The sequence below is a fragment of the Solibacillus merdavium genome, from assembly GCF_014836935.1.
Lineage (GTDB): Bacteria > Bacillota > Bacilli > Bacillales_A > Planococcaceae > Solibacillus > Solibacillus ferritrahens.
Window position 1 is genome coordinate 270,004 of record NZ_JACSPW010000002.1, and the last position, 17,949, is coordinate 287,952.

The following is a 17,949-nucleotide window of genomic DNA, read 5'->3' on the forward strand; positions in this document are numbered from 1 at the left end:
AATGGTACTCCTTATTTAGCATCGTACCATGTTGGACCATATGAAAAATCAACTTTCAGCGGCACAATTAGCTCGATTGCATTTTCCATAACCTCTGGTACGATTCGCTCTAAAATTTCTATTTCTTCTTTTGGTGCTTCAAATATCAGCTCATCGTGTACTTGTAATAATAGCTTAGCCTTTAATCCTTCTTGCTCAAGGCGTGTATTCATATCAATCATTGCTTTTTTAATAATGTCTGCAGCACTTCCTTGAATTGGGGTATTCATCGCCGTACGTTCCGCAAAGCTTCTTAAATTGAAATTCGAGCTTGTAATGTCCGGCAAGTAGCGGCGGCGATTTAAAATCGTAGTAACAAACCCTGTTTTCTTCGCCTCTGCAATAATAGAATCCATATAATATTTTACACCCGGGAAGCTTTGTAAGTAGTTTTCAATAAAAATAGCTGCTTTCTTCCGTGTAATATCAAGGCTTTGTGATAAACCATAATCACTGATTCCATATACGATACCGAAGTTAACAGCTTTTGCTGTTCGACGCATTAAGCTTGTTACTTCATCCGCATTACTTACTCCAAATACATCCATTGCTGTCCGGGTATGAATATCCATGCCTTGCTTAAACGCATCTACAAGCACTTCATCTTGGCACATATGTGCCAATACCCGCAATTCGATTTGCGAATAGTCAGCAGCAAATAATACCCAGTCTTTTTTTGACGGCACAAATGCTTGGCGGATTTTCCGTCCTTCTTCCAAACGAATAGGGATATTCTGTAGATTTGGATTTGTAGAACTCAATCGCCCTGTCGCAGTTAATGCTTGTTGGAAACGTGTATGGACTTTTGAATCCTCTTCCTTAACCTCTTTTATCAAACCTTCAATATAGGTTGATTGCAGTTTTGCAAGGGTACGATATTCCAAAATATGCTTTACAATATCATGTTCGGACTGCAGCTTTTCCAGTACATCAGCTGCTGTTGAATAACCCGTTTTTGTTTTTTTAATAACAGGAAGGCCTAATTTATCAAATAATATAACACCAAGCTGTTTCGGGGAATTTATATTAAATTTCTCACCAGCAAGTTCATAAATTGAAGCTTCTATTATTTCAAGTTTGGCTTTAAGATCGTCCCCCATTTGATGTAATGTATCTACATTTACCGTGATGCCTTCGCTCTCCATCTTACCTAAAATATGGGCAAGCGGCAGCTCCAGCTCTTTATATAACTCAAATTGTTCATTATCTTTTAGTTTTTGTTCCAGAACTGGTTGCAGGCTCCAAACGGCTACTGCTTTTCTGCTTACATGTTCCGCCACATTATCAGCGTGGGGTACAACCCATTTTGCCCCTTTTCCGTATACTGCTTCATTTGATTGAACAGCAGTATAGCCAAATTCTTTCGCCAGTGTTGCTACATCATCACCTGAAATGGAAGGCTTTAAAATATAGGAAGCTAACAATAAATCAAACTCCACACCTTTTAACTCAATACCTAAACGATGGAGCATAGCCTGTGTTGCTTTACTATCGGCTATATATTTTTTCTTTGTCTCATCATTTAGCCATGCTTTTAAGTCTTCATTTTCTGCTACGTTTTCAATCGTTGAATAGAATGTATTTTCTCCATCTGTCATGGCAAAGCCAATTGCCTCACAACTATGGTAATGCTCATTTTCCAACTCTAGATGAATTGCCATTGTATTTTTCAGCATGTCCTTTGTAATCAAAGACACCATTTCGTACTTTAATTCGACCTGCTCCACCTGTTCTGTTTCAAAATCGCTTTTCTCAATTAATGATTTAAAACCAAGTTCCTGCCAAACTCCCATAAGTGCTTCTTCGTTTGGACCAGCGTAAGCCAATTCATCAAGCGTAATTGTTAACGGTACTTCTGTATGAATCGTAGCCAGCTTTTTCGATAAATGAGCCATTTCTTCATTATCAACAAGCTTCTCTTTCATTTTTGAAGCTTTCAAAGAATCGATTGCTTCATATATCTTTTCAATTGAGCCATGCTCTTTTAACAATTTAATGGCTGTCTTTTCTCCAACACCAGGTACACCGGGAATATTATCGGATTGGTCACCCATAAGCCCTTTCATATCAATAATCTGATTGGGCGTTAATCCGTACTTTTCTTCTATATGTTCTGGAGTATACTTTTCGATATCCGTAATCCCTTTACGTGTGATATAAACTGTTACATCATCAGTAGCGAGCTGAGTTAAGTCTTTATCTCCGGAAACAACAATTACTTCTATTCCCTGCCCTGCAGCTTGCTTCGCCAAAGTTCCGATAATATCATCCGCTTCATACATTTCAAGCTCGTAGCGTTTAATATTATACGCATCGATCAGTTTACGAATATAGGGAAATTGTTCTGATAGCTCAGGTGGTGTTTTTTGGCGACCGCCTTTATATTCATCAAATGATTTGTGACGGAAAGTTGTTTTCCCTGCATCAAAAGCAACGAGCATTTGCGTTGGATTTTCCTCACCGATAATTTTTTGCAGCATTGTCGTAAACCCGTAAGTTGCGTTTGTATGAATACCACTATCATTCGTTAGTAACGGTAATGCAAAAAAGGCACGATATGCTAATGAGTTGCCATCTAGTAAAAGTAATTTTTGTTTTGTCATTCAAGTTCCTCCATCAGTTTGGTACGATTATATGTTCTCTTTCTACTTTAGCGATTGTTCATCCGAATTGCCAATATTTAATGAGGAATTAACAAGATTTTTTAAGCAACAAACCAACAAAAAAAGCCCCTTAAAATTAAGGAGCAATCATTACTTTAACTTTTTAAATTTATAATTCTCTACAACATCTCGTTTTTCCTCATAGAATATTTCTTCAAATATTACTGTTAGTAAAAATGCATTTAAAAATGGAATGATGATATACATTGGCATACCACCTAAATCGTATTGCATTAATCCACGTGCAAATACTTCAACAAAACCAATTTGCGCAAAGTAAAAAATCATTCCTACTCCAACCTGCCAAATCGGACGCTTATCTTCACGTTTTTCAAACCATAGTACTTTTTTAAACGAATTACGAACATCTTCTGCTATAAAGGCACTCAATAACAAAATCACAATAAATAACACAGGTATATGATAAATTTCCACTTTCATGAAACTTAAGTTCGTTTGATAAAATAGTGCTGTCACAGATGTTGCCATAATGAAAGCAAGTAAACTATTTTGTATTTTTCTACTCAAATTTGATCCCCCTTAATTATATTACTCACTTATTATAACAATAAAATAATAATTTTAAATAATATAATTCAAATTTTCAGTGAAGGTAAATATTGTAAAATAGCTTTTTTTGCAATAAAAAAAGCTATTTAGAAAGAGTTCACATTCTAAATAGCTAATCTTACCTTTTATTCTAATTGACCTGATAATAATTTGGCATATGGTGAGTCTGACGGAATAATAATCATTGTCTCATCACCAATTGTTTTCTTGTACGATTCTAATGTTCTGAATAAACTATAAAACTCAGGATCTTTCGAATAGGCTGCGTTATAAATTTGAGCTGCTTCTGCTTCACCTTCTGATCGAATTACTGCTGCTTCTTTATTTGCTGTCGCCAACATAACTTGAACTTCCTGGTCAGTCTTTGCATCACCGCTTTGTTTTGCAGCGTCCCCTTCAGAAAGATACTTTTGTGCAATTGATTGTCGCTCTGATATCATTCGTGTATATACAGATTGTTCGTTTTCTTCCGGTAAATCTGTACGGCGAATACGAACATCGATTACTTCAATCCCAAAGTTTGATGAAGTAATTAATTCATTGACACGTTGCGTTACACGATCGTTAATACTACCTCGCTCTGAAGTTTTTTCATTAATAATATCGCCATAGTCCGTTTGACCAAACTCTGTTCGTAGCGCCGAATAAATAAGCTCTTCCATACGATTTTCCGCATTTAATAATTGACCAGCATTTGAAATTAATGCCTTTGGATCAGTAACACGCCAAATTGTATAATTATCGATAATAATTCGCTTTTTATCTTTCGTACTAATTTCTTCTTCCGTCATATCATGTGTCATTAAATTGCTCGGTAATGTTGTCACACTTTGGATAAATGGAATTTTCATATGAAGCCCAGGTTCACTTTCGTATTTCACGACTTCACCAAATTGACGAACAACCTTATATTCATTTTCTTTTACTACATATAAATTTGCTAGTACTACGATTAATGTTGCAAATACCACTGTTAAAATAATCGCTGATGTTACCCACTGCTTTATGTTAAGGGGCTTTTTCGTCTTCTTGATAGGTGTCGGCCCTTTATTTGAAGAATGGTCACTGTTACTGGCATTTAGATTCTCTTCGTTTTTTGGTGTAGTTTCCTTCACCGTTTTCGAATCTTTTTTGTTTCCAAATAATTTTTTTACAAATTCATCTAAATCGCCTTCGAAATTATTTTTGTTGTTGCTCATCAGTTATTGCCCCCTTCTTTCTTCTCTTCTGTAGGAGTAGAAGAACTATTTTGTTGCATTGGCTGAAGTGGTAAGTATTTCATTGTACCGCTTCCATCATCGTTCATGATATAGATTTGTGCATTTGGTAATACAGCTTCCAACGTTTCCAGTACTAAACGCTCTCGAGTAATCGCTTTATTTAAACGGTATTCTTCATACAGCTGATTAAATAATGCAACCTCCCCTGTAGCTTGCTGAATACGTGATTCTTTCTCACCTTCAGCTCTTGATTTTATTGCAGCAACTTCACCAACTGCTTCGCTTATACGTTGGTTCTTATATTTTTCCGCTTCATTAATTTTTGTGTTTTTCATCTCACGCGCATCTGTAACATCCGTAAATGCTGCACGTACCTCTTGATTTGGTACTTCTACATCCTGTAGCTTAACGCCTACAACACCTATACCGATATCATATTTCTCGATTAACGAGACAAGTAATTCACGTGTTTCAGCTTCAATATCTGCTTTTCCATCCGTTAATGCCTGGTCGATTGTAGAGCTACCAATGATTGAACGAATTGCACTTGACGTCGCATTATGTAAAACCGTTCGTGGCTCCTGCGAACTGAATAAATATTTTTTCGGTTCAACAATTCGCCATTGTACAACTAAATCTGTTAATACAATATACTCATCACCTGTAATCATTTTTGTTTCTTTATCAAATGCTTCTACCGTTCCATCAGGATTTTGCTTGTAGCCAAACTGCAGACTATATGTTTCTTTTGATAACTTTTCAACAGATTGAATTGGCCATGGTAATTTGAAATGCAGCCCTGAATCCTGAATCGTCTCATCTGCCTGACCAAATGTAACTACAACCGCTTGCTCCGATTCATCCACCGTATACCACGATGTCGTAACAGCTATAATTGCCACTATGGCAAACAAGATAAGCGCTACCCATAATAATGTTCTTTTTACACTCATCGTAAAGAACCTCCCGCTTTTTTAATTTTCCTTTTATTCTACGCACCATCTATTGTAAAAGTTTCAAATATTTTTAGAAACATGTGAAGTATAGTGAAACACAAAAAAACCATGCAAAAAACGCATAGCTCTTTGCACGGTCGTGTTTACCATTTAGGTGTATTACCTTTTTTTTGAAACGGGGGTTTCTATAAAAAATATATCACCCCAATATAAAGGCTATATAATATTTTTGTAAAGCTACTGTTAAGCTTTAGCGATTCAACGGTAAAAACACTTTAATACTTGTACCTTTTCCAATCTCACTTGCTACCTGAATTTTCCCTTGATGAGCTTCAATTAAATGCTTCACAATGGATAAACCAAGTCCTGTACCTCCAGAATTCCGGCTACGTGCACGATCCACCCTGTAAAAGCGTTCAAAAATACGTGAAATCTCAGCTTTTTCAATCCCGATTCCTTCGTCCTTTACTTCAAATATCCCGTATTGTTCATTCGCACTAATACATAATGTAACGGTAGTCCCTTCTTTTGAGTATGCAATCGCATTATTAATTAAATTCGTGAAAATCTGCATTAATCGATTAACGTCACCTAAAATAACCGCATCCTGCTCAATTTTCACATCAAATTGCATATTTTTGCTTTCCAGCTGTGAACTCGTTAAATCAACTACCCGCACTAGAATATCCTGAAGCTTTGTTGGGGTCACATCAAGCGTAAAGCCGTGGCGCTCAATTTTGGAAAGTTCCAGTAAATCATTAACAAGTACTTGAATTCTGTTACTTTCGTCATAAATGATATTCAAGAACGAAAGCAGCATTTGCTCATCTTTAAAGGCTCCGTCAAGAAGGGTCTCCGAAAAACCTTTAATCGATGTAATTGGTGTACGCAGCTCATGCGATACGTTCGCTACAAAATCTTTTCTAATCTGCTCCAATCTTACAAGCTCACTTACATCATGCATGACAATTACGACCCCTAGCCAACGACCGTGTTCCCCTACTACCGGTGCCCCATATACTTGCTCATAATATTCTTCGGCAGCAATTTCCATTACGAGCTGCTGACGATATGGCAGTTCCGTTAAAAACACATGGTCGATAAACTGCTCCAGCTCCTTAGGTAATCCTAACATCATGAAGTTCTTACCAATAAGCTGTTCTTTTGGAAGCTCGAAAAGTGTTTGGAACTTTTTATTAACAATAGAAATGTTCCCTTCACGGTCTATCATCATTAGCGCACTACCCATATTTTCAATTAATGTTTTTAAACGTTCTTCCTCGATGGCTCGCGTCTTTGTTATATCTTGTAAATTGCGAGCTAAAATATTAATTGAGTTTCGTAATTCCACAATTGTTCTTGGCCCATTCGCAAAAGCTCGCGCACGATAGTTGCCTTTGGATAACTCTCTTGCCGTCTTAGTAATATTAACAATCGGGGTTATAAAATTATTGGCGACACGATGAGCCATAATTCCGGTTATAATAAATCCACCTAATAACAATGCCGTTATAAGTACATACATTTTCTGTTTAATATCTTTTAAAGAGTCTGCCTCAACATCAATCATAGAGGCATTTAGAAGAGCTTCCTTTTGGGCGGTAGTCAGCTCAATCTGTTGTTCCTCAACTACCTGTTTAAATTTGTATTCTGAAACATTTGTCGCTTCGTTAATATATTCACCAATAAAAAAAGGAAAAAGCTGCCCTATGAACAGCCCTAGAACAGCTAAACTTGATCCAATAACAAAAATAAACGAATAAAACAAACGATTTTTCATTCCGTTCATTATTTTTTTGGCTCCTCAAATTTATATCCTAAACCACGGATTGTTTTAATATAAAGTGGTTTACGACTATTTTCTTCAATTTTATCTCGAAGATGGCTAATATGGACGTCTACGATTCTTGTATCTCCTGCAAAATCATAGTTCCAAACTGCACTTAGTAATTGATCACGTGTTAATACACGATTTTTATTTTCAAGTAAGTATACTAGTAATTCAAATTCTTTCGGTGTAAATTCTAAAGAATCTTCATCAATAAATGCTTCAAATCGCTCCGGGAAGACTTTTAAATTGCCAAATGAATATACGACTTCATTAGTCTCTATTGTCTCTTCCACAACCGGTCCTGAAAAACGTCTCAATACTGCTTTAACACGTGCGATTACTTCTCGAGGGCTAAATGGTTTTGTCATGTAGTCATCTGCACCTAGCTCTAGACCTAATACTTTGTCGAATTCATCATCTCTTGCTGTCAACATAATAATCGGTATATTTATGCGTAAACGACGTAATTCTTTACATACTTCCACACCATCCAGTTTCGGCAACATTAAATCCAGTAATATTAAGTCTGGTGATTGCTGAACTGCGGTATCTAGACCTACCTGGCCATCATGTGCTAAAAGAACTTCAAAGCCAGCTTGCTCCAAATTATACTTCAATAATGTTGCGATTGGCATTTCATCTTCTACTACTAAAACCGTTTTAACCATGTTAAGTTCCTCCAAATCGATTTGAAACCCCCATCTCAAAATCAATTTTCCAAGTGGTTGACTATCAACTATTTCTATAAATATGTACTGATTAAAGCACTATCTTCATAGTATCAACTTTTTTTGAAAAGTACAATTATTCATCTGTGTCAACACCATTTAACTGAGAAGAATTTCTAATACCCATTATTTCAATAGGAAAAATAATATTTATTATTGACCGAATATTTATTATTGTGTTAACATTTAGAAAATTATTTATATGTTAAAGAAAAAACGCATATAAATTTTTTAATATTAATTCCTAGTATTTCAATATGTTAAATATAACAATAGAAAGTAGGTGCTTCCATGACAAATGGAATCAATATTGAGTTAGTAAATTTAACGAAACGTTTCGGTAAAAATGAAGTGTTGAAAGGCATTAATTTAATAATCCCAGCCGGACAATTCGTTGCAATCGTTGGGAAAAGCGGATGCGGAAAAAGTACGCTTCTCCGTATTATCGCGAACTTGGAACAAAAAACAGATGGTGAATCTTTAAAGGACGGTATTCAACAGGAAGACTTTTCAGGCGTTCGTGTAATGTTTCAGGAAGATCGATTACTTCCGTGGCTGTCAGTTTTGGAAAATGTGGGGGTAGGGACAAAGTTAATAAAGAATTGGCAACCGCTCGCATTAAAAGCACTCGACCAAGTAGGTTTAAAGGACCGCGCGAACGAATGGCCTCATGTGCTGTCAGGTGGTCAAAAGCAACGTGTTGCATTAGCCCGAGCACTCAGCGCCAAGCCAAGACTTTTATTATTGGATGAGCCGCTTGGTGCATTGGATGCACTGACCCGACTGGAAATGCAAAATTTAATTGAAGAATTATGGTTAAACCAAAAATATACGTCCTTGCTCGTTACACATGATGTTGCAGAAGCGATTACATTGGCAGATCGAATTATTTTAATAGAAGACGGGAATTTGGCATTGGACTTACCAGTAAAACTCCCCCGTCCAAGAACACGTTCAAATCCTAAGTTTGCGGAGCTAGAGGAAATTCTGCTTCAGCATCTATTAGGTCAACAAAACGAAAAATCAACTAAACCAAAAGAATTACAAGCGATTATTTAAGGAGGTATTACAAGTGAAAAAATTATTCTCAATCTTTTTGGTCTTAACTTTATCAATTATTTTGGTTGGATGCTCCTCATCGAATGCGGAAAATAAAAAGGTTCGAATCGGCTACCAAAAAAACGGCACAACATTGCTATTAAAAGCGAACGGCGATCTTGAATCTCGTTTAAAAGAATTAGGTTATTCAGTTGAATGGTCAGAATTTAATACCGGCAGTTCAATACTCGAGGCATTAAACTCTGGTGCCATCGATTTTGCAAATGCAAGTGATGCTCCTTCTGTAATGGCATTATCAAAAGGGATGAATTTCAAATACATAGCAGCCGAAAATTCATCTCCTCAAATGGAAGGGATTTTAGTTAAAAATAATGACGCCATCCAGTCTATAGAACAATTAAAAGGAAAAAAGATTGCTTATAATAAAGCCTCAATCTCTGAATATTTATTAGTTTCCGCACTAGCAACCGTTAACTTAACACTGGATGATGTACAATCAGTAATTTTAAGCCCTGCTGATGCGAATATTGCGTTTGAAAATGGCGATGTTGATGCTTGGGCTATTTGGGACCCGTATATGACAGTTTCAGAAAGTAAAGGCAATAAAATATTAACTACAGCAGAGGGAATTGTGGAGCATCGCAGTTTCTACTATGCATCAGAAAAATTTATCAAATCCAACGAAGATGCAGTCATTGCTTATGTTGAGGAGCTAGCAAAAGTCGGCGAAGCTATTGATACGGATTCAAGTGAGGCAGCCTCTATACTTGAAGAAAATACAGGTATTTCAGCAGATATTTGGTCAACAAGCCTTGGACGCCGTTCTTCAGTTGCAACCTATCTAGATGAGTCCGCACAGGCAGATTTGCAGAGGTTAAACGAAGATCTTTACGATATTGAATTAACGACTAACCTTGTAGAAAATATCGAAAACTATATTTGGAAACCATAAGAGGTGAGAAAATGAAGAAAAAATGGATTCATTTGCTTGAGCCCTGGATAATTCCTATTTTGATTGTTGTCATATGGGAAGTATCAAATAAAACAGGTATCCTTGCAAACACAATATTACCTGCCCCTTCTGATGTAGTAAAAGCAGGTTATGAACAAGCAGTTTCTGGGGTACTGTTTGAACATCTTCAAATTAGTACAACGCGTGCTTTAATAGGGTTCCTTATAGGCGGTAGTATCGCTTTTGTTATCGGTATTTTAAATGGAATTGTTCCATTCGCACAGCGATATTTAGATACAACTATTCAAATGCTGCGGAATATCCCTAATTTGGCACTCATTCCATTGGTTATTATTTGGTTTGGAGTAGGAGAGGAAGGGAAAATCTTTTTAGTGGCAATCAGTGTATTCTTTCCGATTTATGTCAATACGTATCACGGCATCCGTAATGTTGATCCGAGGTTAATCGAAATGGGGAAAATTTATAATCTATCAAAGTTCAAGCTCTTTTTTAAAGTAATTATTTTAGGAGCTATGCCATCGATATTGGTCGGTATTCGATATTCTTTAGGAATAATGTGGCTTACTTTAATTGTTGCAGAAACCGTAGCGGCAAGTTCTGGTATCGGCTATATGTCAATGAATGCGCGGGAATATATGCAACTTGATATTGTCGTGTTGGCGATTATTTTATATGCTATTTTAGGTAAAATTGCGGATTCTATTGCAAAATTATTAGAGAAAAAATTATTAAAATGGAATCCGGTTTATCAATAAACCAATAAACAAAATTAAGGGCTTCGGTGTAAAAACCGAAAAGCCCTTTTTATTTTATACTATTTCAATGCCTTCATAACGTCTTCAACTGCATGCGCAGAATGATCTAATGCTGCTTTTTCATTGTCTGTCAGCTCTAGCTCATAAATTTTTTCAATTCCACCTGCACCTAACAATGTAGGTACGCCTAGATAAATTCCAGTATAACCGTATTCACCTTCTAAATAAGCAATTGCCGGTAATACACGTTTTTGATCCTTTATTATCGCTTCCGCCATTTCTACCATTGCCGCAGCGGGTGCATAATAAGCTGAACCATTCCCTAGAAGATTAACAATTTCACCGCCGCCTACACGGGTACGTTGCACAATTTCCTCTAAACGTTCTGCAGGAATTAAGCTTTGTAAAGGTACTCCGCCAACGGATGCATATCGTGTTAAAGGTACCATCGTGTCACCATGACCACCTAATACTAAAGCCGAAATGTCTTTTACCGAAACATTTAATTCTTCTGCAATGAACGCGCGGAAACGAGCCGTGTCCAATACACCCGATTGACCGATGACACGATTTTTCGGGAATCCTGATTCTTTAAATACTGTATAAGTCATCGCATCTACAGGATTCGTTAAGACGATAATAATTGCATTTGGAGAAGTGCAGGAAATTTCCTTTGCTACAGTTTTCATTACACCTTGATTAATTTGAACTAAGTCGTCGCGACTCATACCTGGCTTACGTGCAACACCTGCAGTAACTAATACGATATCCGAGTTAGCAGTATCTTCATAAGATGATGTACCATTTACATAGGAGTCAAAGCCTTGAACAGGTGCTGCTTCCCACATATCTAATGCTTTTCCTTTAGTCGGATTTTCAGCTGCTGGAAGGTCTACTATTACAATGTCGCCCAATTCTTTTTGTGCAGCTAGAAATGCCGCTGTTGCACCGGTAAAGCCACTACCAATTACTGAGATCTTTTTACGTTTAAGTGTCATTATGAATCGCTCCTTTAGAATAATAATCTTAGCATCATAAAAATATGTACAAAAAAGGGAGAAAACATAATGCTCTCTCCCTTTTGTAACTACTATTTATTTTGGAACGAATAACTTATAAAGTCAATATTTCCCTCTATAAATCCGAAATTATAAATATAATATTATTCATTACTAAACAATTTGTTCACAATTTCACATATAAAGGCAAAAAATTAAGCTTTAAATTAGAAGTTTTCGATTAATTTTGTAGCGAATTCAGAACATTTAACTTCTGTAGCGCCATCCATTAAACGTGCGAAGTCATAAGTTACATACTTAGAAGAGATTGTTTTCTCTACAGAATTTGTAATTAAGTCCGCAGCTTCTTGCCATCCTAAGTGCTCAAGCATTAATACGCCTGATAATAATACTGAAGATGGGTTTACTTTATCTTGTCCAGCATACTTAGGAGCAGTACCATGAGTAGCTTCGAAGATAGCGTGACCAGTTAAGTAGTTAATGTTAGCACCTGGAGCGATACCAATACCACCAACTTGAGCAGCTAATGCGTCAGAGATGTAGTCACCATTTAAGTTCATAGTAGCTACTACGTCGAACTCATTTGGACGAGTTAAAATTTGTTGTAAGAAGATATCAGCGATAGAATCTTTAATTAAGATTTTACCAGCAGCTAATGCAGCAGTTTGTGCTTCGTTAGCAGCAGCTTCACCTTGCTCAGCTTTGATTGCATCGTATTGGTTCCAAGTGAATACTTTATCGCCGAATTCAGCTTCAGCAACATCGTAACCCCATTGTTTGAATCCACCTTCAGTGAACTTCATGATGTTACCTTTGTGTACTAAAGTAACAGATGGTTTGTTATGTTGAATAGCATACTCGATAGCAGAACGTACTAAACGCTCAGTACCTTCTTTAGATACAGGTTTGATACCTAAACCAGAAGTTTCTGGGAAACGGATGTTTTTAACACCTAGTTCGTTTTGTAAGAATGCTAATAATTTCTTTTGCTCGTCAGAACCAGCTTTGTACTCGATACCAGCATAGATATCTTCAGTGTTTTCACGGAAGATTACCATGTTTACGTCTTCTGGACGTTTAACTGGTGAAGGTACACCGTCAAAGTGACGTACTGGACGTAAGCATACATATAGGTCTAACTCTTGACGTAAAGCTACGTTAAGTGAACGGATACCGCCACCGATTGGAGTTGTTAAAGGACCTTTAATAGCGATTAAGTATTCGTTAATTTTTTCTAGAGTTTCTTTTGGTAACCATTCACCAGTTTGGTTGAATGCTTTTTCACCAGCTAAAACTTCTAACCATTCAATTTTCTTTTCACCGTTATAAGCTTTTTCTACAGCTGCGTCGATTACACGAGATGCTGCTGCCCAGATATCTGGACCGATACCGTCACCCTCGATGAAAGGGATTACTGGATTGTTTGGAACGATTAAAGAACCGTTTTCTACTACGATTTTGTTAGTCATTGGAAATTTGCCTCCTAATAATCATAAATCTAGGACTGTGTCAATTCACAGTCCTAGATATTTTAACATACTTTTTTAATTAGCGCTCGTTAATTGGTACGTATTTTTGCATATCTGGACCAACATATTCCGCACGAGGACGGATTAAGCGGTTGTTTGCATACTGTTCTAAAATGTGCGCTACCCAACCTGAAGTACGAGAAACTGCAAAGATTGGAGTGAATAAGTCATGCTCGATACCTAAAGAATCATATACTGATGCTGAGAAGAAATCTACGTTTGCAGGTAATTTCTTTTGTTCAACAATCATATCGTGAATCTTAACTGACATATCATATAACTCTGGTTTACCAGTTAATTTAGTTAACTTTTCAGACATTACACGTAAGTGAGGTGCACGTGGGTCTCCACCACGGTATACACGGTGACCGAAGCCCATGATTTTTTCTTTGTTATCTAATTTGTTTTGTACCCAAGCTTCAACTTTATCGATAGAACCGATTTCAGTTAACATTTTCATAACTTGCTCGTTCGCACCGCCATGTAATGGACCTTTTAATGCGCCGATAGCTGAAGTTACACCTGAATAAACATCAGATAATGTAGCAACACATACACGAGCTGTGAATGTAGAAGCATTTAATTCGTGGTCAGCGTGTAAAATTAACGCTTTATCGAATGCTTCAATTGCGATTGCTTCTGGCTCTTCACCAGTTAACATATATAAGAAGTTTGCTGCATAACCTAATTCAGGTTTTGGAGCAACTGGTTCTTTACCTTGACGTACACGTGCAAAAGTAGTTACTACTGTACCAATTTTCGCTTGTAAACGGATTGCTTTACGGTAGTTAGCTTCCGCATCCATAACATCTGCTTCTTCATCAAATGCGCCAAGCATTGATACAGCTGTACGTAATGCAGCCATTGGGTGTACTGTGTTTAAAGGCATAGATTTGAATAAATCTGTAATTGCCGCCGGGATATCCATGTTGTTAGCTAATTCTTGTTTTAAGTTAGCTAATTCTTCAGCGTTCGGTAAACGTGTGTTCCATAATAAGAATACTACTTCTTCAAAAGTTGCATTGTTAGTAAGATCGTCGATTCCATAACCTACGTATGTAAGTGTATCATCGATAATTGAAGAAATTTTTGATTCTGCTGCTACGATACCTTCTAAACCTTTAGTTGCTGACATAAAAATCGCTCCTTCACTTAATAAATTAATTTTGTAAGTGCTTTCTTTTCAGTCTATTAAAAAGAGGCACACTCATATTGTTCTGCTCAGTTGAACCTATAAGTAAATCGCTTACATATTTTATTATAATAAATTTTGACGGCTTTGTGAATGAATTACTCGGATTTTAAGAAAAAATAGCATAGATGATAGATTTAGCGTCCGAAAGAGAATTTATCGTTAACAACGAGATATATATGGCATAATTTAGGAGTGGTATATGTGGATTATACAAATAAAACAAATCAATTGCTAGTAAAAAGTAGGAATATTATCATTCTTCTACTTTATTTTGTCCTTTTTTATTTCATACCGCCTATAATTTTCGGACTATTTTTTGCTTATTTATTATATCCTGTTTTCATTTTTTTTAAAGAACAATTTAAACTTCCGTTTTTTCTTGTTGTAATTATTTTATCTGTTTTTATATTTGCAGTAGTAGTATCGATTATCCTGTTACTAATTCATAGCTTCATAACCTTACTGCCTCTAATACAATCAACACTTCTATCTTTGGAAGACAATTATATTAAGCATCCTCTGCTTCCATTTATCATAGAAAAACTTCAAAATTTTTTAAATGAATTTTTATTTTTAATTGTTACTATGCTGAAAAACAGTTTTCAATCGTTGTTTGAATTTTTTATATTCGTAGTAACATTTTATTTTGCCTTATTTGAAAGCTATAAAAACAGGCTATGGTTTTTTGCTTATATCCCTAAAGCATATCGGGATGCCTGGTCACGGTATTTCCAAAAAGGCATGGAGCTTATTGGAAGCTTTATCGTTGTGGAATTACAGTTATTTACTATGACATTTTTGCTTCTTTGTGGTTCATTTTACTTTTTAAATTTTGAATCATTTATTATAAAAGCATTTTTAATTGCTGTAGCAGACTGCTTGCCTTTTTTAGGAATCGGTATTTTTTTAATACCAGTCGCCATCTATTATTTTATTATCAGCAATCCACTTATGGGAGCAACTATTTTAGGCATTTACTTTATTGTACAAACAATAAGACAGCTAACTGAATCGATGCTTTGGTCCCATACATTGCATCTACGTATGATCCACACCTTTTTAATCAGCGCTGCCTCAGTTTTATTATTTGGTTTTTATGGAATTATCGTCAGCCCAATACTTTTGATGGTTGCGATTAAATTAAAGCAACATCCTACCTTTGCAAGATGACAACCTGTCCTTTTTTCATTCTTTTGCGTAAAAAGTAAAAAACAACTGGTTTAAATAAATTACGTGTAACTCCCAATACGAAAAACAACCCGATAATATCTGTAATAAAGCCTGGTAACGCTAATAAAGCTCCACCAATAAAAATCATGAATGTTTCAATCATTGCAACAGCAGGAGGTTGTCCTTGCTGCAAACTTTTCTGAATATCCTGTACGGATTTTGTCCCACGTTGTTTTGCAATAAGCAGCCCAACTACAGATGTGGAAATGATCAATAGTAAAGTATATAAAACACCGATTGCTTTACCAATTACGATAAATAAGGCAATTTCAGCGATTACGAGTGCAAGTAATCCAAATAAAAATTTTCTCACAAAATAGCCCCCTCTTCTTCTATTTAATACGTTTAAAGAGTGAAAAAGTTTCAAAAAAAAGCTACTTCTGCAAGTTTACACTTAACAGAGTAGCTTTCATTCATTTTATTACAAAACGCTTGCATGTCCTTTATAAATGACACCTGTTTCAGCATCCATTGTAATTTCCTGACCATGGCGGATTAATGTTGTAGCTTCTTTCACCCCAACAATTACTGGAATGCCTAAGCTTAAGCCTACTACTGCTGCGTGTGATGTTAAGCCGCCTTCTTCAGTAATAATACCCGCACATTTTTCTATTGCCGGCATCATTTCACGATCTGAACCGACTGTGACAATGATTGCACCTTCTGTATCATAAGTTAAAGCTTCGCCTGCATTTTTTGCGACAATTGCCTTACCGACTACAGAATGTCTCCCAATGCCTTGCCCACGAGCCAATAGGTCTCCAATCACATGGACTTTCATTAAGTTTGTAGTACCAGCTTCCCCTACCGGAACTCCTGCTGTAATAACAACAACATCTCCATGGCTAACATATTCATATTGTAATGCTTCGTCTACCGAAAGCTCCAAAATTTCATCTGTCGTTGAAACACGTTGTGTCAAAATTGGTTTAACACCCCAAACTAACGTCAATTTCTGAGCTGTAGAAGGTTGGCTTGTCACAGCAATAATGGATACACCCGGACGGTATTTTGCAATCATTTTAGCTGTATTGCCGCTTTCTGTTGGGGCTAATACTGCTTTAACTCCTAGGTTAATCGATGTATAGGCAACAGCTTGAGAAATTGCTTCTGTCATGTTCGCTTCTTTTTCGCGACTACGTTGTGCGACAATTGCTCGGTAATCGAGGGCATTTTCTGTACGGTTTGCTATTTTGTTCATCGTTGCTACCGACTCTACAGGATATAAACCGGCAGCCGTTTCTCCTGAAAGCATAATTGCATCTGTACCATCCATAATCGCATTTGCAACATCGGACGCTTCAGCACGTGTAGGGCGAGGATTACGTTGCATAGAATCTAGCATTTGGGTAGCCGTAATTACAGGTTTACCTACTTGATTACATTTACGAATTAATGATTTTTGTACTAGTGGTACTTCTTCTGCTGGAATTTCTACACCTAGATCTCCACGAGCTACCATTAAACCATCAGAAACTTCGATAATTTCATCAATATTATCTACACCTTCTTGGTTTTCAATTTTAGGAATGATCTGAATATGACCTCCTTCGTTTTGCTCCAGTAACTCACGGATTTCCAGAACATCCTTCGCCGTACGTACGAATGAAGCAGCGATAAAATCAATCCCTTGGTCAATACCAAATAGAATATCCGCTGCATCTTTATCCGTAATACCTGGTAATTTGACAGATACGCCCGGTACGTTAACACCTTTTTTATTTTTCAAAACTCCGGCATTTTCTACGATTGTATGGATTAATCCTTGTTCCAAGTCTTTAGCCAACACGCGCAGTTCAATTAAACCGTCATCTAATAAAATTTTATCGTTTTGGTCAACATCTTCTATTAATTGATCATAAGTCACTGAGAATCGTGATTCATTTCCCAACACTTCTGTCATTGAAATATCGATAACTTGTCCTGAAACTAAGTGCAACTCTCCGTTTTCCATCGAATGTGTTCTAATTTCCGGGCCTTTTGTATCCAATAATATTCCTACCGGTTGTTTCATTCGTTCTGACGCATCACGAATGGCTGCAATACGAGCAGCGTGTTCTTCATGGTTTCCGTGTGAAAAGTTTAAGCGTGCTACATTCATACCTGCTTCGATTAACTTATTTAACATTTCTGGTGATTCACTTGCTGGTCCGATTGTACAAACAATTTTAGTTTTTCTCAT

Annotated in this window: 15 protein-coding genes; 4 read left to right on the forward strand and 11 right to left on the reverse strand. The window is 36.5% G+C overall.

Annotated features, from left to right (window positions below):
• Positions 1-11 precede the first annotated feature (11 nt).
• From polA to H9632_RS04345, 6 genes are all read right to left on the reverse strand, one after another.
• The gene (gene polA, locus H9632_RS04320) at positions 12-2,642 is read right to left on the reverse strand and encodes a DNA polymerase I (protein WP_191702874.1); all 2,631 of its coding nucleotides are present in this window, start codon (positions 2,640-2,642) and stop codon (positions 12-14) included.
• A gap of 150 nt (positions 2,643-2,792) precedes the next feature.
• Positions 2,793-3,230, reverse strand: coding sequence for a DNA polymerase I (locus H9632_RS04325; RefSeq protein WP_191702875.1), 438 nt, complete (start codon positions 3,228-3,230; stop codon positions 2,793-2,795).
• Between the two features lie 167 nt (positions 3,231-3,397).
• Positions 3,398-4,471, reverse strand: coding sequence for a protease modulator HflC (gene hflC / locus H9632_RS04330; RefSeq protein ID WP_191702876.1), 1,074 nt, complete (start codon positions 4,469-4,471; stop codon positions 3,398-3,400).
• On the reverse strand, positions 4,471-5,445 hold the full coding sequence (gene hflK / locus H9632_RS04335) for an FtsH protease activity modulator HflK (RefSeq protein WP_191702877.1): 975 nt from the start codon (positions 5,443-5,445) through the stop codon (positions 4,471-4,473). The genes hflC and hflK overlap by 1 nt, the downstream gene beginning before the upstream one ends.
• A gap of 253 nt (positions 5,446-5,698) precedes the next feature.
• Positions 5,699-7,237, reverse strand: coding sequence for a two-component system histidine kinase PnpS (pnpS, locus tag H9632_RS04340; RefSeq protein ID WP_191702878.1), 1,539 nt, complete (start codon positions 7,235-7,237; stop codon positions 5,699-5,701).
• The gene (locus tag H9632_RS04345) at positions 7,237-7,947 is read right to left on the reverse strand and encodes a response regulator transcription factor (protein WP_191702879.1); all 711 of its coding nucleotides are present in this window, start codon (positions 7,945-7,947) and stop codon (positions 7,237-7,239) included. The genes pnpS and H9632_RS04345 overlap by 1 nt, the downstream gene beginning before the upstream one ends.
• A gap of 351 nt (positions 7,948-8,298) precedes the next feature.
• Between H9632_RS04345 and H9632_RS04350 the strand changes: the two genes are divergently transcribed.
• The 3 genes from H9632_RS04350 to H9632_RS04360 are packed head-to-tail and all read left to right on the forward strand — an operon-like array spanning position 8,299 to position 10,794.
• Positions 8,299-9,066 carry an ATP-binding cassette domain-containing protein gene (locus tag H9632_RS04350; RefSeq protein WP_191702880.1) on the forward strand — a complete coding sequence of 256 codons (768 nt, stop codon included), beginning with the start codon at positions 8,299-8,301 and terminating at the stop codon, positions 9,064-9,066.
• 13 nt (positions 9,067-9,079) lie between these two features.
• On the forward strand, positions 9,080-10,018 hold the full coding sequence (locus tag H9632_RS04355; RefSeq protein WP_191702881.1) for a sulfonate ABC transporter substrate-binding protein: 939 nt from the start codon (positions 9,080-9,082) through the stop codon (positions 10,016-10,018).
• 11 nt (positions 10,019-10,029) lie between these two features.
• Positions 10,030-10,794: an ABC transporter permease subunit gene (locus tag H9632_RS04360; RefSeq protein WP_191702882.1), complete on the forward strand. Its 765-nt coding sequence runs from the start codon at positions 10,030-10,032 to the stop codon at positions 10,792-10,794.
• A gap of 59 nt (positions 10,795-10,853) precedes the next feature.
• Here the strand turns inward: H9632_RS04360 and mdh are convergent, their stop codons facing one another.
• The 3 genes from mdh to citZ form a co-directional block, all read right to left on the reverse strand.
• Positions 10,854-11,792: a malate dehydrogenase gene (mdh, locus tag H9632_RS04365; protein ID WP_191702883.1), complete on the reverse strand. Its 939-nt coding sequence runs from the start codon at positions 11,790-11,792 to the stop codon at positions 10,854-10,856.
• A 227-nt stretch (positions 11,793-12,019) separates the two neighbouring features.
• Positions 12,020-13,282 (reverse strand): NADP-dependent isocitrate dehydrogenase, encoded by a 1,263-nt coding sequence (gene icd / locus H9632_RS04370; RefSeq protein ID WP_191702884.1) that lies wholly within the window; start codon positions 13,280-13,282, stop codon positions 12,020-12,022.
• 79 nt (positions 13,283-13,361) lie between these two features.
• Positions 13,362-14,477, reverse strand: a complete 1,116-nt coding sequence (gene citZ, locus H9632_RS04375) for a citrate synthase (RefSeq protein WP_191702885.1) — start codon at positions 14,475-14,477, stop codon at positions 13,362-13,364.
• Positions 14,478-14,738: 261 nt separating this feature from the next.
• Here citZ and H9632_RS04380 point away from each other — a divergent pair, with 261 nt between their 5' ends.
• Positions 14,739-15,707, forward strand: a complete 969-nt coding sequence (locus tag H9632_RS04380) for an AI-2E family transporter (RefSeq protein WP_191702886.1) — start codon at positions 14,739-14,741, stop codon at positions 15,705-15,707.
• Here H9632_RS04380 and H9632_RS04385 read toward each other — a convergent pair.
• Both H9632_RS04385 and pyk read right to left on the reverse strand, forming a co-directional pair.
• Positions 15,691-16,080 carry an FxsA family protein gene (locus H9632_RS04385; RefSeq protein WP_191702887.1) on the reverse strand — a complete coding sequence of 130 codons (390 nt, stop codon included), beginning with the start codon at positions 16,078-16,080 and terminating at the stop codon, positions 15,691-15,693. The genes H9632_RS04380 and H9632_RS04385 overlap by 17 nt on opposite strands.
• A 108-nt stretch (positions 16,081-16,188) precedes the next feature.
• Positions 16,189-17,949, reverse strand: a complete 1,761-nt coding sequence (gene pyk / locus H9632_RS04390) for a pyruvate kinase (RefSeq protein WP_191702888.1) — start codon at positions 17,947-17,949, stop codon at positions 16,189-16,191.